17 protein-coding genes are annotated in these 20,230 nt (G+C 72.4%); 7 read left to right on the top strand and 10 right to left on the bottom strand.

The window, feature by feature from the left end:
• Window positions 1–102: 102 nt before the first annotated feature.
• Together OG309_RS18450 and OG309_RS18455 are read right to left on the bottom strand one after the other, a co-directional pair.
• Window positions 103–1,455 (bottom strand): metallophosphoesterase, encoded by a 1,353-nt coding sequence (locus tag OG309_RS18450; protein WP_443067579.1) that lies wholly within the window; start codon window positions 1,453–1,455, stop codon window positions 103–105.
• 280 nt (window positions 1,456–1,735) lie between these two features.
• Window positions 1,736–2,842 carry a LacI family DNA-binding transcriptional regulator gene (locus tag OG309_RS18455; RefSeq protein ID WP_046908646.1) on the bottom strand — a complete coding sequence of 369 codons (1,107 nt, stop codon included), beginning with the start codon at window positions 2,840–2,842 and terminating at the stop codon, window positions 1,736–1,738.
• 358 nt (window positions 2,843–3,200) lie between these two features.
• Between OG309_RS18455 and hisC the strand changes: the two genes are divergently transcribed.
• Window positions 3,201–4,298, top strand: coding sequence for a histidinol-phosphate transaminase (gene hisC / locus OG309_RS18460; protein ID WP_329422288.1), 1,098 nt, complete (start codon window positions 3,201–3,203; stop codon window positions 4,296–4,298).
• Between the two features lie 32 nt (window positions 4,299–4,330).
• On the opposite strand, the gene OG309_RS18465 is transcribed toward hisC, so the two are convergent.
• A complete protein-coding gene (locus OG309_RS18465) occupies window positions 4,331–4,711 on the bottom strand; it encodes a cyclophilin-like fold protein (RefSeq protein WP_329422291.1) in 381 nt (126 codons plus the stop codon).
• 202 nt (window positions 4,712–4,913) lie between these two features.
• On the opposite strand from OG309_RS18465, the gene OG309_RS18470 reads away from it, so the two are divergent.
• From OG309_RS18470 to OG309_RS18485, 4 genes are read left to right on the top strand one after another with little or no spacing between them, the layout of a single operon-like run.
• Window positions 4,914–6,419 carry a cytochrome ubiquinol oxidase subunit I gene (locus OG309_RS18470; RefSeq protein WP_329422294.1) on the top strand — a complete coding sequence of 502 codons (1,506 nt, stop codon included), beginning with the start codon at window positions 4,914–4,916 and terminating at the stop codon, window positions 6,417–6,419.
• Between the two features lie 18 nt (window positions 6,420–6,437).
• The gene (gene cydB / locus OG309_RS18475; protein ID WP_329422297.1) at window positions 6,438–7,439 is read left to right on the top strand and encodes a cytochrome d ubiquinol oxidase subunit II; all 1,002 of its coding nucleotides are present in this window, start codon (window positions 6,438–6,440) and stop codon (window positions 7,437–7,439) included.
• A gap of 59 nt (window positions 7,440–7,498) precedes the next feature.
• Window positions 7,499–11,062: a thiol reductant ABC exporter subunit CydD gene (gene cydD, locus OG309_RS18480; protein ID WP_329422299.1), complete on the top strand. Its 3,564-nt coding sequence runs from the start codon at window positions 7,499–7,501 to the stop codon at window positions 11,060–11,062.
• Between the two features lie 20 nt (window positions 11,063–11,082).
• Window positions 11,083–12,795, top strand: a complete 1,713-nt coding sequence (locus tag OG309_RS18485; RefSeq protein ID WP_329422300.1) for a GAF domain-containing sensor histidine kinase — start codon at window positions 11,083–11,085, stop codon at window positions 12,793–12,795.
• Window positions 12,796–12,829: 34 nt separating this feature from the next.
• Here the strand turns inward: OG309_RS18485 and OG309_RS18490 are convergent, their stop codons facing one another.
• From OG309_RS18490 to OG309_RS18505, 4 genes are all read right to left on the bottom strand, one after another.
• Complete coding sequence (locus OG309_RS18490; protein ID WP_329422302.1) at window positions 12,830–13,690, bottom strand: Cof-type HAD-IIB family hydrolase; 861 nt, start codon at window positions 13,688–13,690, stop codon at window positions 12,830–12,832.
• A 230-nt stretch (window positions 13,691–13,920) separates the two neighbouring features.
• Window positions 13,921–14,616 carry a hypothetical protein gene (locus OG309_RS18495; protein WP_329422303.1) on the bottom strand — a complete coding sequence of 232 codons (696 nt, stop codon included), beginning with the start codon at window positions 14,614–14,616 and terminating at the stop codon, window positions 13,921–13,923.
• A 95-nt stretch (window positions 14,617–14,711) separates the two neighbouring features.
• Entirely contained in the window at window positions 14,712–15,596 is an 885-nt protein-coding gene (locus OG309_RS18500; RefSeq protein WP_329422305.1) for a hypothetical protein, read from the bottom strand.
• The gene (locus OG309_RS18505) at window positions 15,593–16,138 is read right to left on the bottom strand and encodes an RNA polymerase sigma factor (protein ID WP_329422306.1); all 546 of its coding nucleotides are present in this window, start codon (window positions 16,136–16,138) and stop codon (window positions 15,593–15,595) included. Before OG309_RS18505 ends, OG309_RS18500 begins: the two co-directional genes overlap by 4 nt.
• A gap of 87 nt (window positions 16,139–16,225) precedes the next feature.
• Between OG309_RS18505 and OG309_RS18510 the strand changes: the two genes are divergently transcribed.
• Window positions 16,226–17,137, top strand: coding sequence for a serine/threonine-protein kinase (locus tag OG309_RS18510; RefSeq protein ID WP_329422308.1), 912 nt, complete (start codon window positions 16,226–16,228; stop codon window positions 17,135–17,137).
• Between the two features lie 50 nt (window positions 17,138–17,187).
• Window positions 17,188–18,075, top strand: a complete 888-nt coding sequence (locus tag OG309_RS18515) for an LLM class flavin-dependent oxidoreductase (protein WP_329422310.1) — start codon at window positions 17,188–17,190, stop codon at window positions 18,073–18,075.
• Window positions 18,076–18,094: 19 nt separating this feature from the next.
• Here the strand turns inward: OG309_RS18515 and OG309_RS18520 are convergent, their stop codons facing one another.
• The 3 genes from OG309_RS18520 to OG309_RS18530 form a co-directional block, all read right to left on the bottom strand.
• Window positions 18,095–18,547 carry a hypothetical protein gene (locus OG309_RS18520; RefSeq protein WP_329422312.1) on the bottom strand — a complete coding sequence of 151 codons (453 nt, stop codon included), beginning with the start codon at window positions 18,545–18,547 and terminating at the stop codon, window positions 18,095–18,097.
• Window positions 18,548–18,572: 25 nt separating this feature from the next.
• A complete protein-coding gene (locus OG309_RS18525) occupies window positions 18,573–19,118 on the bottom strand; it encodes an RNA 2'-phosphotransferase (protein ID WP_329422314.1) in 546 nt (181 codons plus the stop codon).
• An 89-nt stretch (window positions 19,119–19,207) separates the two neighbouring features.
• Window positions 19,208–20,161 (bottom strand): MerR family transcriptional regulator, encoded by a 954-nt coding sequence (locus OG309_RS18530; RefSeq protein WP_329422315.1) that lies wholly within the window; start codon window positions 20,159–20,161, stop codon window positions 19,208–19,210.
• Between the last annotated feature and the right edge of the window lie 69 nt (window positions 20,162–20,230).

Consider the following 20,230-nt stretch of genomic DNA (forward strand, 5'->3'; position numbering starts at 1 on the left):
GGAGGAGAGCCTGCTACGGATGAGCCGATGGTATTGCGGTTACGGCACGCGGTGACAGGGTGTTTCGGGAAATCGACTTCCCCGGATGCGCAGGGTTATGCGTCAGGCGGGCAGCGGGAGTTGTACGACCAGCAGCTTTCCGGCCATGGTCACTCCGCCGTCCATCGCGATCGCGAGTCCGTCCGCGTAGACGTGCGGACCCTCGACGGGCGGGCGCTCGCCCTCCTCGCCGTCCTCCGTGCCGACCTGGCCGAGGAGGTACGGGATGGGGCTGTGCCCGTGCACGATCCGATGGCCGCCGTAGGTGCCGAGCAGCTCCTGGACGGCCTGCGGGCCCGTGGTCTCGTCGCGGAAGGCGAAGCGCTTGGTGAACTTGCGGAAGACGTCCCAGACCTCGTCCGCGTCGTTCCGGTTGAGGATCTCGTGGACGGTGTCGTTGACGTCCTCGATCGTGGCGCCGTACTCCAGGTACGCGGTGGTGTCCGAGTGGAGCAGGAGGTGTCCGTCCTCCTCCACCACGGCGTCGAGCCGGGACATCCACTGGAGGTGGACGTCCTGCAGGCGGTCCATGTCGTGCTTCTGCCCGCCGTTGAGCAGCCAGGCGGCCTGGAAGGTGGCGGTGCCGGCGCCCGAGCTGACGGGCGTGTCGCCGAAGCGCTTGGCGCCGATGAGCAGCAGCTCGTGGTTGCCCATGAGGGCCTTGCAGTAGCCGCCGGCGGCGGCGGCCTCGGCGGAGAGGCGCATGACGAGGTCGATGACGCCGATGCCGTCGGGCCCGCGGTCGGTGAAGTCGCCGAGGAACCACAGGCGGGCGTTGCCCGCGGCCCAGCCGCCGTTCTCGTCGATGAGGCCCTGGGCGCGCAGGGCTTCGAGCAGCTCGTCCAGATAGCCGTGGACGTCGCCCACGACGAAGAGCGGGCCGGGGCCGTCGCCCGTGGCCGCGAGGGGCTGCGGGGCGGGGGCGACGTGGACCTGGACCGTGTCGCCGCGGTTGATGACCGGGAGGTCGCGCTCGGTGGGCGTGTAGCCCTCGGGCGGCTCGTCCTCGGGGTACGCGTTGCCGGGGTGGCCGGTGGCGACGGCGACGATCGAGGAGCCCGGGTCGCCGTACGACTCGCTCCGGTCGGCCGCGGGGGCCGGGGGTGCCGGAGGGGCCGCGGGGGCCGGGGGCGCCATCGCAGCCGGAGCCGGAGCCGGAGCCGGAGCCGGAGCCGGGGGCGCGGCGGCAGCCGCCGGGGGCGCCGACGGGACCGGCGGGACCGGAGAGGTCGCGGCGCCGACCAGGTGGAGGGTGGCGTCGGCGGGTGCCGGGGGCGCCACGGGGGCGGCCGGCGCGTCGGCGGGGAACGGCTCGGGTGCGTGTCCCTGGACGGGCACCCGGGCGTACGGAGGTACACGGAAGTCACGCAACGTCGCTGTGCGCACCACGGGTTCCTGCCCGGCCCCCTGTGTCATCGACCCCTCCACCACCGTCGCGATGCTCTGCACATCGCGGACCGTTCTGGTCGAGGTGGTCCGCGGTGTCGTCCGCCCATCATAGGAATGAGCGTCCTCCTGTGTGACGCACCAGGGGTGGTGAATCCGGGTCCACTCCGGGTTCACCGGTTGTTTCGCCCGAATTGGGAAGGTCCAGGCCAGGGACGAGGCCGGGCCGCCCCGAGGTTTTGCCTCGACACGGCCCTGAAGTGACGTGCGATCCGATCCGCGGAGTCGCGGTCGGCGGGTCTTCCTCGGATCAGTCCTTCGAGGGAGACCTCGGCGGGCTGACCGTCGTCCGCGGCGACCTTCGCTGCGAGGAGGTGCGGACGATCAGCTCCGTCGGTATCACCTGCTCGACCGGTCCGTCCGTCTCGATCCCCTCGATGGCGTCGATGAGGAGCTGGACGACGGCGGTGCCGATCCGGCGGGGCTTGAGCGAGAGCGTCGTGATGGGCGGTTCGGTGTTGGCGTAGACGGTCGACTCGCTGCAGCAGACCAGCAGCAGGTCGTCCGGCACCCGCAGCCCGTAGCGGCGGGCGGCCGCCAGCAGGTCGGTGCCGTTGGGGTCGAAGAGGCCGTACACGGCGTCGGGCCGGTCCGGGCGGGCGAGCAGCCGGTCGGCCGCGACGGCGCCCGCGCACGGATCGTGCGCCGGATAGGCCTCGTAGACGGGGTCCTGGCCGACCCGCTCGCACCAGTTGAGGTAGGCGGTGGTGGACAGGCGGGTGTAGGTGTCGGTGGTGGTGCCGGTGAGCAGGCCGATCCTGCGGGCGCCGGCGGCGGCGAGGTGGTCGAGCAGATCGAGGACGGCCGCCTCGTGGTCGTTGTCGACCCAGGCGGTGACCGGCAGGGTGCCGGCCGGGCGCCCGTCGGAGACGACGGGCAGTCCTTGGCGGACGAGTTCGGTGACGACGGGGTCGTGGTCGGAGGGATCGATGACGACGGTCCCGTCGAGGGCGACGTTCGACCAGACGTCGTGACGGGAGGTGGCGGGCAGGATGACCAGGGCATAGCCGCGAGCGAGCGCGGCCGAGGTGGCGGCTCTGGCCATCTCCGCGAAGTACGCGAATTCGGTGAAGGTGAAAGGTTCATCCCCGTACGTGGTCACGGTCAGGCCGATGAGGCCCGACTTGCCGGTACGGAGCGTGCGGGCCGCTGCGGACGGGCGATAGCCCAGCCGGTCTGCGACCTCGCGGACGTGGCGGCGGGTGGCGTCCGGGAGCCGGCCCTTGCCGTTGAGCGCGTCGGAGACAGTCGTGATGGAGACCCCGGCGGCGGCGGCCACGTCCCGGATGCCCGCTCGGCCCTGCCGGCTTCCCCGGGTCTGTGCCCGGCTCACCTGGTGCTTCCCTGCTGCTGTCATGGCGAGCCGATAGTAGGGCGAGGGGAGTGGGTTGGGCCGGTCGCATATTCACGCATTGACAGGCACGTTTCTGCATGATCAAAAACAGCTAACGCCCTGAGAAACAAAGGGTGTTTGGGCCCTTGCCATGCGACCTGTCGGCCCCGGTACCCATGAGCCTGGCGAGAGGGTCAGGTCTCGAAGAGGTCTCAACTCACCTCTACGGGGGATGCGCGCCACGGCGCCCGCCACCGGCGCGCGCCACCCCTGGGCGCGCTCCCCCTGTTGTCGCTCCGTTGTCCACAGGCCATTCGCAGGGGAGCCGAATCCTCATAAGGTGAGCAGCATTGGCGGTACGGACGGTCGAGGAGGCCACACTGTGAGCGAGACCAGCGGGACGAGCACCGGCAGCCCGAAGCTGCGCGCCGAGCTGGACGGCATCCCCACCTACAAGCCGGGCAAGCCGGCCGCCGCGGGCGGACCGGTCGCCTTCAAGCTCTCGTCGAACGAGAACCCCTACCCGCCGCTGCCGGGGGTCATGGAGAGCACGCTGGCCGCGGCCGCGACCTTCAACCGCTACCCGGACATGGCGTGCACGGGGCTGATGAACGAGCTGGCCGACCGCTTCGGCGTCCCGGTCTCGCACATCGCCACCGGCACCGGCTCGGTCGGCGTCGCCCAGTCGCTGATCCAGTCGACCGCGGGCCCGGGCGACGAGGTCATGTACGCCTGGCGCTCCTTCGAGGCGTACCCGATCATCACGCAGATCAGCGGGGCGACCTCGGTGCAGGTGCCGCTCACCGACGGCGATGTGCACGACCTCGACGCGATGGCCGAGGCGATCACCGAGCGGACTCGGCTGATCTTCGTCTGCAACCCCAACAACCCCACGGGCACCGCGGTGCGCCGTGCCGAGCTGGAGCGCTTCCTGGACCGGGTGCCCTCCGACATCCTCGTGGTGATCGACGAGGCGTACCGCGAGTTCGTCCGCGACACCGAGGTCCCGGACGGCGTGGAGCTCTACCGCGACCGGCCGAACGTGGCGGTGCTGCGGACCTTCTCGAAGGCGTACGGCCTGGCCGGGCTGCGGGTCGGTTTCGCGATCGCCCACGAGCCGGTGGCCGCGGCGCTGCGCAAGACGGCGGTGCCGTTCGGCGTCAGCCAGCTCGCGCAGGACGCGGCGGTGGCCTCGCTGCGGGCGGAGGACGAGCTGCTCGGGCGGGTCGGCTCGCTGGTCGCCGAGCGCGCGCGGGTCCATGCGGGGCTCGTGGCCCAGGGCTGGACCGTGCCGGACACCCAGGCGAACTTCGTCTGGCTGCGGCTCGGCGAGCGGACCATGGACTTCGCGGCGGAGTGCGAGCGGCACGGCGTGGTGGTGCGTCCGTTCGCGGGCGAGGGCGTCCGCGTCACGATCGGTGAGACCGAGGCGAACGACCTGTTCCTGAAGGCGGCGGAGGGCTTCCGCCAGGAGGGCTGATCAGCCCTCGGAGGGTCCGTACGACGGGGCGGTCAGCTGCCGGCCGCCTCGACCCGGATCACGTCGCCGTCCCGCACGGTGGCGAGGATCCGGGGATCCCCGTCCAGCGCGCCCAGGATGTTGCACGGGCCGGCGAGCCGCGGCTCGTCCCCGAGCGAGATGGGGGTCGGGCCGTAGGGGAGGGCGAGTGCGTCGCCCTCGGTCCAGAAGGCCACCGTGCCCGGTGCGACCACCTGTCGGGCGCCGGACTCGACGGGGACGGAGACGGGTGTGACGAAGTAGACCTCCTCGCCCCAGGTCCGTGCGGTGGAGACGATCGGAAGAGCCCCCATGAGCGCCTTGCTCGTGGGGGTTTCGTCGATGGTGGCGGTGGTGTGGCCGGCGGGCCAGGAGATGCGTATCCGAAGGGTCATGGCCCGGATTCAACAATATGTTGAAGTCCTTGGGAAGGGGTGACCCCTCGTAGGGGGCCCCCGGTCGAAGGTACGGATTTCGTATGAGCCATAATGCTTGTGAATGTGAACGCGTTCACAAGCGTGTCCCTGTTCCTCCCCGGATGGGTGGGATTAAAGGGGCAAACTGCCGTTGTGACCACGGCGATGTAAGGAGAACGACGTGGACCTAGCTTTGGCGCCGGAGACGCTGGCGCGCTGGCAGTTCGGCATCACCACCGTCTACCACTTTCTCTTCGTCCCGCTGACGATCTCCCTCGCCGCCCTCACGGCCGGTCTCCAGACGGCCTGGGTGCGCACCGAGAACGAGAAGTACCTCAGGGCGACGAAGTTCTGGGGCAAGCTCTTCCTGATCAACATCGCCATGGGTGTCGTCACCGGCATCGTGCAGGAGTTCCAGTTCGGCATGAACTGGTCGGACTACTCCCGCTTCGTCGGTGACATCTTCGGAGCGCCCCTCGCCTTCGAGGCCCTGATCGCGTTCTTCTTCGAGTCCACCTTCATCGGCCTGTGGATCTTCGGCTGGGACAAGCTGCCGAAGAAGATCCACCTCGCCTGCATCTGGATGGTGTCGATCGGCACGGTCCTGTCCGCGTACTTCATCCTCGCGGCCAACTCCTGGATGCAGCACCCGGTGGGCTACCGGATCAATCCCGAGCGGGGACGGGCCGAGCTCACCGACTTCTGGCAGGTGCTCACCCAGAACACCGCGCTCACCCAGTTCTTCCACACCATCACGGCGGCCTTCCTGGTCGGCGGCGCGTTCATGGTGGGCATCTCCGCCTTCCACCTGGCGCGCAAGCGCCACATCGCCGTGATGCGGACCTCGCTGCGGGTCGGCCTGATCACCCTGATCATCGCGGGCCTCGGCACCGCGATCAGCGGTGACCTGCTCGGCAAGGTCATGTTCAAGCAGCAGCCCATGAAGATGGCCGCGGCCGAGGCGCTCTGGGACGGCGAGGCGCCCGCACCCTTCTCCGTGTTCGCCTACGGCGACGTCGAGAAGGGCCACAACACGGTCGCCATCGAGATCCCGGGCCTGCTGTCGTTCCTCGCGAACGACGACTTCAGCTCGTACGTCCCGGGCATCAACGACGTCAACAAGGCCGAGCAGGAGAAGTTCGGCCCCGGCGACTACCGGCCGAACATCCCCGTCGCCTACTGGGGCTTCCGCTGGATGATCGGCTTCGGCATGGCCTCGCTGGCCATCGGGGTCGTGGGCCTCTGGCTGACCCGCAAGAAGTTCATGCTGGCGCCGGGGCTGCGGACCGGTGATGACGAGGTGCCCAATCTGGTGCTGTTCAAGCGGAAGGCGCTCAGCCCCCGCCTGGGCAAGTGGTACTGGATCATCGCCCTGTGGACCATGGCCTTCCCGCTGATCGCCAACTCCTGGGGCTGGATCTTCACCGAGATGGGCCGCCAGCCGTGGGTCGTCTACGGCGTGCTGCGCACCCGTGACGCCGTCTCCCCCGGGGTCTCCACGGCCGAGGTGCTCACGTCGATGATCGCCTTCACCCTCCTCTACGCCGTGCTCGCCGTGATCGAGGTGAAGCTGCTCGTCAAGTACGTCAAGGCCGGCCCGCCCGAGCTCACCGAGGACGACCTCAACCCGCCCACCAAGATCGGCGGGGACCGCGACCCCGACCGGCCCATGGCCTTCTCGTACTGAGGCTCAGGAGATCGAGGCATGGAACTCCACGACGTCTGGTTCGTACTCATCGCCGTCCTCTGGATCGGCTACTTCTTCCTCGAAGGATTCGACTTCGGGATCGGAGTCCTGACCAAGCTGCTCGCGCGCGACCGCACCGAGAAGCGGGTCCTCATCAACACCATCGGTCCCGTCTGGGACGGCAACGAGGTGTGGCTGCTGACGGCCGGCGGGGCGACCTTCGCCGCCTTCCCCGAGTGGTACGCGACGCTCTTCTCGGGCTTCTACCTGCCGCTGCTGATCATCCTGCTCTGCCTGATCGTGCGGGGTGTCGCCTTCGAGTACCGGGCGAAGCGGCCCGAGGAGAAGTGGCAGCGCAACTGGGAGCAGGCCATCTTCTGGACCTCCCTGGTCCCCGCGTTCCTGTGGGGCGTGGCCTTCGGCAACATCGTGCGCGGCGTGAAGATCGACCGCGAGATGGAGTACGTGGGCACCTTCTGGGACCTGCTCAACCCGTACGCCCTGCTCGGCGGAGCGGTCACGCTCACCCTGTTCACCTTCCACGGGGCCGTCTTCGCCTCGCTCAAGACGCTCGGTGACATCCGTACCCGGGCCCGGGCGCTCGCGCTCAAGCTGGGTCTGGTCACCGCGGTGCTCGCGCTCGTCTTCCTCATCTGGACCCAGGTGGACAAGGGTGACGGCTGGAGCCTGCTGGCGCTGGTGATCGCGGCGGTGTGCCTGGTCGGGGCGATCGGGGCGATCAAGGTCGGGCGCGAGGGCTGGTCGTTCGCGCTCTCGGGGATCACGATCGCCGCCGCGGTGGCGATGCTCTTCCTGGCACTGTTCCCGAACGTCATGCCCTCCTCGCTCGACCCCGCGTGGAGCCTCACGGTCACCAACGCGTCGTCGAGCCCGTACACGCTCAAGATCATGACCTGGTGCGCGGCCATCGCGACCCCGCTCGTGCTGCTCTACCAGAGCTGGACCTACTGGGTGTTCCGCAAGCGGATCGGCACGCAGAACATCGCCCAGGCCCACTAGGCCGTGTCCGACCGCCCGGAGCCGACCCGCCCCGGCCTCTTCAGGGGAGGATGTTTCACGTGAAACCGATCGATCCGAGGCTGCTCCACCACGCCCGCGCGACCCGGGTCTTCCTCACGGCGGTGGTCGGGCTCGGCCTCGTCGGGGCGGTGCTGGTCGTCGCCCAGGCGATGCTCGTCGCCGAGCTCGTGGTGGGGGCCTTCCAGAAGGGTCTGTCGGTTTCCGGGCTCACCACGCCCCTGCTGCTGCTCGCCGGAGTGGCGGCGGGGCGGGGGCTGGTCGCCTGGCTGACCGAGCTCGCCGCCCACCGGGCGAGCGCGGCGGTCAAGTCCGAGCTGCGCGGGCGGCTGCTCCGGCACGCGGCCCGGCTCGGCCCGGGATGGCTGAGCGGGCAGAAGGCCGGTTCGCTGGCCGCGCTCGCGACGCGGGGCGTGGACGCGCTGGACGACTACTTCGCCCGCTACCTGCCGCAGCTGGGGCTCGCGGTGGTGGTCCCGGTGGCGGTCCTCGCCCGGATCGTCACCGAGGACTGGGTCTCGGCCGCGATCATCGTGGTGACGCTGCCGCTCATCCCCGTCTTCATGATCCTGATCGGCTGGTACACCCAGGCCCGGATGGACCGTCAGTGGAAGCTGCTGTCCCGCCTGTCGGGACACTTCCTCGACGTGGTGGCCGGGCTGCCCACGCTCAAGGTCTTCGGCCGGGCCAAGGCCCAGGCCGAGAACATCCGGTCGATCACCGCCGACTACCGGCGGGCGACCATGCGGACGCTGCGGATCGCGTTCCTCTCCTCCTTCGCCCTCGAACTGCTCGCCACCCTCTCGGTGGCCCTGGTCGCCGTCACCATCGGCATGCGGCTGGTCCACGGGGACCTCGACCTGTACACCGGCCTGGTCATCCTGATCCTGGCGCCGGAGGCCTATCTGCCGCTGCGGCAGGTGGGGGCGCAGTACCACGCGGCGGCCGAGGGACTCGCCGCCGCCGAGGAGATCTTCGAGGTCCTGGAGAGCCCGGTGCCGGACGCCGGTACGGGGCCGGTGCCCGCTTCCGTACGGCTGGAGCTCGACCGGGTGACGGTGCGTCACGCGGGGCGCGCGGAGCCCTCACTGGACGCCGCCTCGCTGACCGTGGCGCCCGGCGAGACGGTGGCCCTGGTGGGGCCGAGCGGGGCCGGGAAGTCGACGCTCCTCGACGTGGTCCTCGGCTTCGTGACCCCGGAGGAGGGCGGCTCGGTCCGGGTCGACGGCACCGAGCTGGCCTCCCTGGACCTGGAGGAGTGGCGGTCGCGGATCGCCTGGGTGCCGCAGCGCCCCTACCTGTTCGCCGGGACGATCGCCGAGAACGTGCGCCTGGCCCGGCCGGACGCCCCCGACGAGGCGGTGCGCCGCGCCCTGCGGGACGCGGGCGCCGAGGAGTTCGTCGCCGAGCTGCCCGAGGGCACGGAGACCCTGCTCGGCGAGGACGGCGCCGGCCTGTCCGCCGGACAGCGCCAGCGCCTCGCCCTCGCCCGGGCGTTCCTGGCCGACCGGCCGCTGCTGCTCCTGGACGAGCCGACGGCCGCGCTGGACGGCGCGACCGAGGCCGCCGTCGTGGACGCCGTCCGCCGCCTCGCCGAGGGCCGTACGGTCCTGCTCGTCGTGCACCGGCCGGCACTGCTCGCGGTCGCGGACCGGGTGGTGCGGATCGAGGGCGCCCCGGCCGCCGACGAGGCCGCCGCCCCGGACTCCCCCGTCGCGGCGGCCCGCCTCACCGACGACCTGGGCGAGCCGTTCCCGTCGCGCGCGGGCGACGCGGCCGAAGAGGACGCGCCCGGGGGCCGCGAGCCCGGGGGCGCCGACGGCTCCCCCGCGCGCTCGGTCCTCGGGCGGGTCCGGGCCATGGCCGGGGAGCTGCGGGGCCGCATGGCGCTCGCGCTGCTGCTCGGCAGCCTGGCGCTCGGCTCCGCCGTCGGGCTCATGGCCGTCTCCGGCTGGCTCATCTCCCGGGCCTCCGAACAGCCGCCCGTGCTCTATCTGATGGTCGCCGTCACCGCGACCCGGGCCTTCGGCATCGGGCGGGCCGTGTTCCGCTACGCCGAGCGGATCGTCTCGCACGACGCCGTGCTGCGGATGCTCGCCGACCTGCGGGTGGCCGTCTACCGGCGCCTGGAGCGGATCGCCCCCGCCGGACTGCGCCGCACGCGAGGCGGCGACCTGCTCGCCCGGCTCGTCCAGGACGTCGACGCCCTCCAGGACTACTGGCTGCGCTGGCTGCTGCCGGCGGGCGCCGCCCTGGTCGTCGGCGCCGGTTCGGTCGGATTCACCGCCTGGCTGCTGCCCGAGGCCGGCGCCGTGCTCGCCGCGGGCCTTCTGCTCGCCGGAGTGGGCGTCCCGCTGATCGGCGGCGCGCTCGCCCGCCGGGCCGAACGGCAGCTCGCGCCCGCCCGCGGCACGCTCACCACCGCCGTGGTCGACCTGCTGCGGGGCTGCGCCGAACTCACCGTCGCCGGAGCCCTCAAGGACCGCGTGGAGCGGGCCGGCGCGGCCGACCGCACGCTGACCGGCATCTCCTCCCGCCAGTCCGCCGCCACCGCGCTCAGCGCCGGACTGTCCGCCCTGATCTGCGGCCTCACCGTCGCCGGGGCCGCGCTCGTGGGCGTCCAGGCGGTACGCGACGGGCGGCTGGAGGGGGTCGCGCTCGCCGTCGTCGTGCTCACCCCGCTCGCCGCCTTCGAGGCCGTCACCGGGCTGCCGCTGGCCGTTCAGTACCGCCAGCGGGTGCGGCGCAGCGCCGAGCGGGTCTTCGACGTGCTCGACGCCCCCGTGCCCGTACACGAGCCGGAGGTCCCCGCGGCGCCGCCGGCCGACCCCTTCCCGCTGGAGCTCGCCGGGCTCACCGCCCGGCACGCCGGACAGGACAGGCCCGCGCTGGACGCCTTCGCGCTCACCCTGGAGGCCGGCCGGCGGGTGGCCGTGGTCGGCGCCTCCGGCTCCGGCAAGACCACGCTGGCACAGGTCCTGCTGCGCTTCCTGGACGCGGAGTCCGGCACGTACCGGCTCGGCGGCACCGAGGCGGACGCCCTCGACGGGGACGAGGTCCGGCGCTTCGTCGGCCTGTGCGCCCAGGACGCCCACATCTTCGACAGCACCATCCGGGAGAACCTGCGGCTCGCCAGGACCGGCGCGTCCGACGACGAGCTGCGCGGCGCGCTCGGCCGGGCCCGGCTCCTGGAGTGGGTGGACGGGCTCCCGGACGGGCTCGACACCCTGGTGGGCGAGCACGGCTCACGGCTCTCCGGCGGGCAGCGACAGCGCCTCGCGCTCGCCCGGGCGCTCCTCGCCGACTTCCCCGTCCTCGTCCTGGACGAGCCGGCCGAGCACCTGGACCTGGCCACCGCCGACGCGCTCACCGACGACCTGCTCCGGGAGACCGAGGGCCGCACGACCGTCCTGATCACCCATCGCCTGCACGGCCTCGAAGCCGTCGACGAGGTCCTCGTCCTGGACCGGGGCCGGACCGTGCAGCGCGGGGCGTACGCGGAACTGGCGGCGGCCGACGGACCGCTGCGGCGGATGCTGGAGCGGGAGCGGGAGAGCGATCTGCTGCCGGTCTCCGGCCACACCCCGACTTTTCTTGCCAAATAGGACTAACTAGGCTCAGGCCCATGACCGCCGCCGTGCCCGACGCCCCGGACCCGCTCGAAGCCGCGACCCAGGCCACGCGCAGCCTGCACGGCCTCTCCACGGAGCTCACCGCCCGCGTGCCCCAGCTCCTGGAGGCCATGCGCTCCGTCGGCACCGGCCTCGAACTGCACTCCACGCTCGACCGGATCTGCGAGACCGCGGCCGAGCTGGCCGACGCCCGCTACGCCGCGATCGGTGTGGTCGACGAGGAGGGCAAGGGGCTCTCCGACTTCGTCACCTACGGCGTCGGGGACGACGTGGCCCGCCGGATCGGGCACCGCCCCGACGGGCACGCCGGGCTGCTCGGCGCGCTCATCCGGGACCCCCAGACGATCCGGCTCGCCGATCTGTCCGCCGATCCACGCGCGGCCGGATTCCCGCCGGGACACCCCCCGATGCACTCCTTCCTCGGCGTCCCGATCCGGGTGCAGGGCGAGATCTTCGGCAACCTCTACCTCGCCGAGAAGAACGGCGGCGGCGAGTTCAACGACTACGACGTCCACATGGTCCGGGTGCTCGCCACCGAGGCCGGGATCGCGATCGGCAACGCGCGCCTGTACGAGGCGGCCCGGCAGCGCGAGCGCTGGATCGACGGCTCGGTCGCCGTCACCACCGCGCTGCTCTCCGGCGGCGACGCGGACGACGCCCTCACCGTCGTCGCCGAGCAGGCCCGCCGGCTCGCCGACGCGGCCGCCGGGATCGTGCTGCTGCCCGCCGAGGAGGGCGGCCTGGAGATCGTCGCGGCCTCCTCGCCGCACCCCACCAAGTCGCTCGGGGTGGTGATCCCGCCCGAGAGCCCCGTCGTGGAGCGGCTGATGGAGGGCGAGGCGGTGTTCGTCGCCGACGCCTCCAGCGACGTACGGATGGTGCACCGGCTCTCCGCCCAGTACGGGCCCGCGATGCTGCTGCCGCTGCAGAGCGGCGGCCGGGTCCTGGGCGCGCTCGCCACCCCGCGGGCCCGGGGCGCCCGGCAGTTCACGGAGGCCGAGCGGACCCTGGCCACCCAGTTCGCCTCACAGGCGGCGCTCGCCCTGATGATGGCGGAGGCGCAGCGGGACCGGGAGCGGCTCGCGGTCTACGAGGACCGCGACCGGATCGCCCGTGACCTGCACGACCTGGTCATCCAGCGGCTCTTCGCCACCGGGATGATGCTGGAGAGCGCCCAGCGGAGGTCGGTCGTGCCGGCCGTGCAGGAGGGCGTCGGCAAGGCGGTGGACGAGCTGGACGTGACCATCCAGGAGATCCGTACCGCGATCTTCGCGCTCCAGCAGGGGCCGGCCGAGGCCCCCTCGGGGCTGCGCACCCGGGTGCTGCGGGAGATCAACATGGCGGCCGTGCCGCTGGGCTTCAAGCCCTCCCACCGCTTCCTCGGCGCGATCGACGCCACGGTCGGCGAGCTCACCGGCAAGAACCTCATCGCCGCCCTGCGCGAGGCCCTGTCGAACGCGTTCCGGCATGCGGGGGCGAGCCGGATCGAGGTGGTCGTGGACGCCGGCGTCACCCTCCCCGACGGCACCCCCGGGGTACGGCTCTCGGTCGCGGACGACGGCGTGGGCATCCCCGAGGGCGGCCGGCGCAGCGGCCTGCGCAACCTGGCCCGGCGGGCCGAGTCGCTGGGCGGGGCGAGCTGGTGCGGCCCGGGCATCGGGGAGGACGACGGCGGTACGACGGTGGTGTGGGAGGCCCCGCTGTAGGGCCTGGCGGTCCTCCGCCGGGGGCCAGGGCGGCCTAGCGCTTCGCCAGGGCCTCCGCGACGAGCTGCTCGATGATCACGGCGACGCCGTCCTCGTTGTTGCCGACGGTGCGCCCGGAGGCGGCGGTGATCACCTCCGGGTGGGCGTTGTCCATCGCGTAGGAGCGGCCCGCCCAGCTGAGCATCTCGATGTCGTTCGGCATGTCGCCGAAGGCCACGACCTCCTGCGCGGTGATGCCGCGCTCGGCGCAGCAGTGCGCGAGGGTGGAGGCCTTGGAGACGCCGAGGCCGCTGATCTCGATGAGGGCGGTGGGGCTGGAGCGGGTGATCGAGGCCAGGTCGCCGGCGGCCTCGCGGGCCGCGGCGAGGAAGGCGTCGGGGTCGAGCTCGGGGTGCTGGGCGAGCAGCTTGAGCACGGGCGCGGCGGCCCCGGGGGCCTCCTCGAACAACAGCTTCTCGGCGGTGGCGACGGTGGCGCCGGGGTCGAGGTGGAACGGCGGGTAGTCGGGCTCGTAGTGGATCCCGGTGGTGAGCTCGACCGCGAAGGAGGTGCCGGGCGCGGCGGCCCGCAGGGCGTGGACGACGTCCAGGGCGACGGGCCGCTCCAGCGGCCTGACCTCCAGGAACGTGCCGCCCGCGTGCAGGTCCACGACGGCGGCGCCGTTGGCGCAGATGGCGAGGCCGTGGCCGTGGACGTGGTCGCTGACGACGTCCATCCAGCGGGCGGGGCGTCCGGTGACGAAGAAGACCTCGATGCCCGCGCGCTCGGCGGCGGCGAGGGCCGCGACGGTGCGTTCCGAGACGGACTTGTCGTCCCGCAGCAGGGTGCCGTCGAGGTCGGTGGCGATCAGCCGGGGGGCCGGGGCTTCGGGGCGCGCGAGATGGGGTGAGGTCACCGATCCATTGTTCCGTAGAAAATGCACGGGCGTGCGAGGGGGTGCACATCTGAGTGTGACGGGAGGGCGACGGGGTGTGGCGGAGGGAGGCGCGGGCCGGGCGGGGCGTCGTACGCGCGGAGGCGTGCGTCCGCGCCAAGGATCGCCGCTGCCGGGCCACCGGGCGTCGTGCCGTGCCGGGCGGTCCGGTCCCGCTCCGCCCGGCGGCGCGGGCGGAGCGGGACTGCCGTTCAGGAGGAGAGGCGGTTCAGTGCCGCGGTGGCGAGGCCTTCGAAGGAGGCCGGGGCGTAGGAGGGCCGGCCGGTGAGCTCGACGACGGCGACCCTGGTGCCGCTGCGCAGGACCGCGACCCCACCGCTGACGGTGCCGTCGCCGTTGTAGGCCGCGTACCAGCGGGCGGTGCCGCCCGTGGTGGTCAGGGTGTGGGCGGCACCGTAGCGCCAGTGGCCGGCGGGCTCGTCCTGGCAGTCCTGGACGAGCGTGACGAGCTGCTTCTCCCAGGTGGCGGCCGTGGCCTTGGCGGGGGCGTTCGCGGCCGACTCGGTCAGCAGGCCGTCGCTGTCGAAGGTCCACGTCACGGAGGCGTACGCGGTGGCCTTGCCCTTGGTCAGGCCGCGCATCGTCTCCTCGCCGGAGCACGCGGACAGCCCCTGGCGTCCGGTCAGCGCAACGGTCGCGCCGACCGGGTTCAGGCCCTTCCGGAAGAAGTCCTCGCTCTGGACGAGGTCGGCGGAGCCGAGTCCGGGCACGGCGCCCGTGACCGCGGCCGAGCGGGCGGCGCCCGCGGTGCGGTGCGCGGCCCCGTCGGCGGTGGCCGACTGGGTGCCGACGGCAGTGGCCGTGAGCAGTGCGGCGGCGAAGCAGGCCGCGGCGGCGAGCCGGTTGCGGCGAACGGACTTCTGCTGGACGGTCTGGTTCTCGGTCATCTGGTCCCCCTGCTGGTCGGGACGCCTGCTGCGTCCTCGTACAACCGGGGGAGATGCCGCGGGTGAAGGGAAAGTTGGAGCCCCGACCGCCTGTTTCACAGCTGTGACAGAGCGGTCCGGACGACGCGGTCCATCGCGGCCGTCCCCAGGCAGGCGTCGACCTCCAGCACCCCGTAGTGGGTGCCGCTGCGCAGCACGGCGATGCCGCCGCAGGGCTCCTTGCCCTCGGGCGCCGTGCCGGTGGTGTTGAGGGATCCCTGGTAGGCGCCCATCCAGCTCGCGGTGACGTCCGGGGCGAGCCGCAGCGTCGTCGTCTTTCCGTAGACCCAGTGCCCTGGCGTCTGCTCCTGGCAGGGCACCTCCTCCAGGAGCAGGCGCTCGGAGAAGTTCTGCGCCAGGGAAGCGCTCCGGGCCTCGGCGGCGACTTCGCGGGCGACCTGGTCGGCGTTGTCGGAGGCCAGCGTGGGGTCCTCCGGGACGGTGCGGGTGCTGGTCGTCAGCCCGCGGAAGTGGGCCCCGGGCCCGCCCAGGGTCTCCGTGAGGGTCTTCTCGCCGGAGCAGGCCGCGTTGGCGTATCGCCCGTCGCCGTACCGGTCGGTGACGCGGATCTGCTCGACGTCGACGTCCGGGCCGAACGCCGCGGGTTCCAGAAGGTTCGCGGGCGTCACCGGCCCGGTCGCACCCGTCACCCCGGTCGCTCCCGTCGCTCCCGTCGCTCCGGTCGAGCCGGTCGCTCCGGTCGTCGAGGCGGCGCCGGAGCCGGAGCCGGAGGCCGAGGGCGCCGGGGCGGACGCGTCCTGGGACGCCCCGCCGATCGCGGCACCCGAGCGCGCTGCCGGGTGCGCGGTGGCGCCGGGGAGCGGTGGCAGGACGAACCGGCCGGTCGCCAGCCCGAGCGCGGCGGCTGCCACCAGGGCGGCGACGGCGGACCGGCGCCGGACGACGGCGTGGCCGCCGCCCGTGGCGGGACCGCCGCTCACGGACCGGTGACCAGGCGCTCGCGCATGAAGCGGCGGGCCTGGTGGATACGGTCCTTGATCGTGCCCAGCGGGGCGCCCAGCTGCTCGGCCACCTGGGCGTAGGGCAGGTCGCCCAGGTCGCGCAGCACGAAGGACTCCACCAGGGTGGGGTGCTGCTGCTCCAGCGCGGCCAAGGCCTCCATCAGGTCGAGCCGGCTCCCGGCGATGACGCTGGTGGTGCGCGGGTCGACGGACTCGGGGAGGTCGGCGTGGCTGTCCTCGGCGCGCCGGCGCATCGAGCGGTAGGTGGACCGGGCGGCGTTCGAGGCGATCACCGTGACCCAGCCCAGGAAGGAGCCGTGGCCGCCGTACTCGCCCAGGTGCGTGCTGATGGACAGCAGTGCGTCCTGTGCGGCCTCCTCCGCGTCGGCGTGGTGGGGCAGGAAGCGCGAGCAGCGGCGCAGCACCACCGGCCGCAGCTTGGCCAGCAGGTACTCCATCGCACCCGGGTCCCCCGCCTGAGCGGCCGTCACGAGCCGTTCCAGCTCGCCTTCCTCGAACACCCGGATCCCCCGTCTCGCCCCGCCTGGCATCCCGCCCGCCGAACGGGAGTTCCCCACTCCCCTCCGACTCCGGCAGAATGCTGCCACATGCGCAAGCTCGGCCGTTACCTCCTCCTGGAGCGGCTCGGAGCCGGCTCCTTCGCGACGGTCTGGAAGGCCTACGATCCGGAGCTCGACACCGAGGTCGCGGTGAAGGTGCTGGCCGACAACTGGGCCGCCAACGCCGATGTGCGCGAGCGGTTCCTGGCGGAGGCGAGGCTGCTGCGCCGGATCGCCAGCCCGCGGGTGGTCCGGGTGCACGACGTCGGGGTGCAGGAGGACCGGCCCTACTTCGTCATGGACTACGTACGCGGCGGCACCCTGGCGGACCGGGTCGGGCAGTGCGACCCGCAGGAGGCGCTGCGGCTGGCCGCGGAGGCGGGCTACGCGGTCCAGGTCCTGCACGAGGCGGGCGTGGTGCACCGCGACGTCAAGCCGTCCAACCTGCTGCTCGCCGCCGGTCCTGCGCCCGCCGCGGTGCTGGTGGCGGATCTGGGCAGTGCCAAGCAACTGGCCGACGCGTCCGGGCTTACGGTGACCACGGGCACGCCCGCGTACATGGCACCGGAACAGGCCTTCCAGACCGGCGGGTTCGACGGGAGGGCCGACGTCTACGCGTTGGCCGTCGTGGCCTACGAGCTGCTGACCGGGCAGAAGCCGTTCGGCACGGGCGGGCGTGCCACGGCCCTGATGACCGACCAGCCGACCGCCTCGACGCTGCCGGCGCTCCCGGCCGGAACGGAGCTCCCCCCGCACGTCGCCCTGCTGCTACGGGCCGCGATGTCCGTCGAGCCGGCGGACCGGCCGCCGACTGCCCAGGCCTTCGCGGACGCGCTGCTGGCTCCGGTGCCGCAGGCCCGGCCCCTGGAGGGCCGCAGGTCGCCGACCCTGCGCGCGGTCTGTCTGGCGGCGGGCGCGGTGTTCACGGCGACGACCCTGCTGAGCTGGCTGCTGCGCTGAGTCCGGCAGTGGGGGCGCCTGCCGCCGACGGTTCCCGTAGGGTCGGTGGCATGCGTCTGAGCACGGTGATCCTCCCCATCCACCGGTGGGCCGAGGGACAGAAGATCTGGCGGCGGGCCGAGGACCTCGGCTTCCACACCGCGTACACCTACGACCACCTGTCCTGGCGGACCTTCCGTGACGGTCCGTGGTTCGGGGCGATCCCGACGCTGACCGCCGCCGCCGGGGCCACCGAGCGGATGCGCCTGGGCACGCTCGTCACCTCGCCGAACTTCCGGCACCCGGTCACGCTCGCCAAGGATCTGATCTCGCTCGACGACATCTCGGGCGGGCGGGTCACCCTCGGCATCGGCGCGGGCGGCAACGGCTTCGACGCGACCGCCCTGGGGCAGGAGGCGTGGACGCCGAAGGAGCGGGCGGACCGGTTCGCCGAGTTCGTCCCGCTGCTCGACCGGCTGCTCACCGAGGACTCGGTCTCCGCGCGGGGCACGTTCTACTCGGCGGACGAGGCCCGCAACATCCCCGGCTGCGTGCAGCGTCCCCGGCTGCCGTTCGCGGTGGCGGCGACCGGCCCGCGCGGGCTGAAGCTGGCCGCGCGGCACGGGCAGGCCTGGGTGACGACGGGCGACCCGAAGCTGTTCGAGGCGGGCACCCCGGAGCAGTCCCTGGAGGCGCTGCGGGGTCAGCTGGCCAAGCTGGGCAAGGCGTGCGCGGAGATCGGCCGGGACGTCGAGCCGATGGAGAAGGTGCTGCTCACGGGGTTCACCCCGGACCGTCCGCTGGACTCCTTCGACGCCTTCGTGGACTTCGCGGGGAAGCACTTCGAGCTGGGCTTCACCGAGCTGGTCCTCCACATGCCGATCGCGGACTCGGTGTTCGCGGCCGACGAGTCGGTCTTCGAGAAGATCGCCACGGAGGCTCTCGGACAGCTCCGCTGAGGCGGCGCTGCCGGCCCGGTCAGCGGACGTGGCGTGACAGCCACGGGGTGAGCGAGATCCCGGTGACGAGCTCCTTGTAGGTCTCGTCGCCGGGGAGCGGGACGATCAGCCACCAGCCGGGCGGGAAGAAGCGGCCCTTCACATGGGCCAGCCCGCCGTGGGCGGAGCGGAGGAACGCGGGGACCGCGTCGCGGGGGACGTCGTCGAAGTCGATTCCCTCGACCGTGATCCTCGCGTCGTCCTCGGGGTGCAGCCGGACGGTGATCGAGGGGGAGCCGCCGAGCTCGACGAAGGCCTCGTGGGGGAGCGAGCCGTCGGGGTCGAGGACGGTGAAGGCCCCTGCGGAGGTGCGGCGGGAGGTCTGGTCGGCGCCGATGGCGTCGGTGACGGTCATCTCCAGGTTGAACTCCCGGGCGATCTCGCGGATCGCGGCGACGGCCGACTCGGTGGTGGGCAGGTGCTGGTGTCCCATGGGAAGGATCATGCCGCAGGCCCGTCTAGGCCGGGAAGCGGATGAACTGCGGCGGGACGGCGTCGCTGAGCCAGACGCCGTTGGCGCTGACGTGGAAGACGTGGCCGGCCCGGTGCATCGCCCCGGCGTCGACGGAGAGCACCACGGGGCGGCCCCGGCGGGAGCCGACGCGGGTGGCGGTCTCGCGGTCGGGTGAGAGGTGCACATGGTGGCGGGCCATGGGGCGCAGGCCCTCGGCCCGGATGGCGGGGAGCGCGGCGGCGACCGTACCGTGGTAGAGGTACGCGGGCGGTTCGGCGGCCGGCAGGTCCAGGTCCACCTCGACGGTGTGCCCCTGGCTGGCGCGGATGCGCGTGCCCTCGATCGCGAAGCGCTTCTTGTCGTTGACGGCGACGACGTGGTCGAGTTCGGCGCGGGTGATCGGGAAGCCGTGCGTGGCGGCGGCCCGGAGCAGCGCGTCGATCTCGGTCCAGCCGTGCGCGTCGAGGGCGAGGCCGATGCGTTCGGGCTGGTGGCGGAGGTGTTTCGACAGGTATTTCGACACCTTCACGGTGCGTTTCTCGTCGTTCATGGATTCATTGAAGCCGCAGGTTTGATCCACAGCCAAGTGGGTTTATCCACAGGGTAATTGGCGATCCTGTGGACAATGACCCGATTTCCTCAGGTGGATTGACCGATTTGGTTGTCATTCTGGGCATTTGAGGCAAGAGAGTCCAATGTTCTTTTCTGTACCTCTCGTTCGGTTGCCGCCGCGATGAACGCCGCGACGTTCTGCGGGCCAACGAGCCGCTGGACGGCCCGAATCGTCTCCGGCGGGAGCGCCACCGACAGCGACTCCTGACCCCTCGGCAATGGGGTGTCCGCCGCGAGGTGCTGCTGGAGGTGGCGGGTCGCGAACAGGCGCATCGCCCGCGCGAGTTCGGCGTCGACCGTCTGCTGGGCGAGCGGGCGCAGCCGCCGCACCAGGGTCGCCGCCTCCGTCGCGTCGGCGTCCGTCGGCGGGCGGTGCTCCAGATAGCGCGCGAAGACGTGCTCGGTCGTGAACTCCAGGAAGCGGGAGGCGATGTGCTCCACCTGGCCGCGAAGTTCCCTCAGATGACCCGTGATCGCGGGCAGCGGCACGCCCGCCGCGTACAACTCGGCCGCCACCGCGAGCTCTTGCGGGCTCGGAACCAGGTACTCCTCGGCGTCCCGGTCCGGGATGCGCTCCAGGACACCGAGCTCGATCGCCTCCTGGACCGCGTCCTCGTCGGGCCGGCCGCCGAAGCGCGCGTCGAGCTCGGCCCGCGAGATCCGGTCCGCCTCCTCGTCGGTCCACGGCCCGTCGACCTCGGCGACCAGACCGAGCACCCCGCCGAGACCGCGGCCGGCGTCCCAGGCCTCCAGGAGCTCCTTGATGGAGGCCAGGGTGTAGCCGCGGTCCAGCAGGTCGGCGATCTGCCGCAGCCTGGCCAGATGCGTGTCCCCGTACACGTTCGACCGGCCGCGCCGCTCGGGGCGGGGCAGCAGACCGCGGTCCTGGTAGGCGCGGATCGTCCGGACCGTGGCCCCGCTGTGATGGGCCAGATCCTCGATCCGGTACTCCGGCTGTGCCGCCTGCTCCGATGAACGCACCGACGAACCTACTCCCACCGACCGCTCCCTTCTGCCCTGCGAGGGATGGTACGACCGCCCGCCCCGCCG

Source organism: Streptomyces sp. NBC_01268, from assembly GCF_036240795.1.
In the GTDB taxonomy this organism is placed as follows: Bacteria; Actinomycetota; Actinomycetes; order Streptomycetales; family Streptomycetaceae; genus Streptomyces.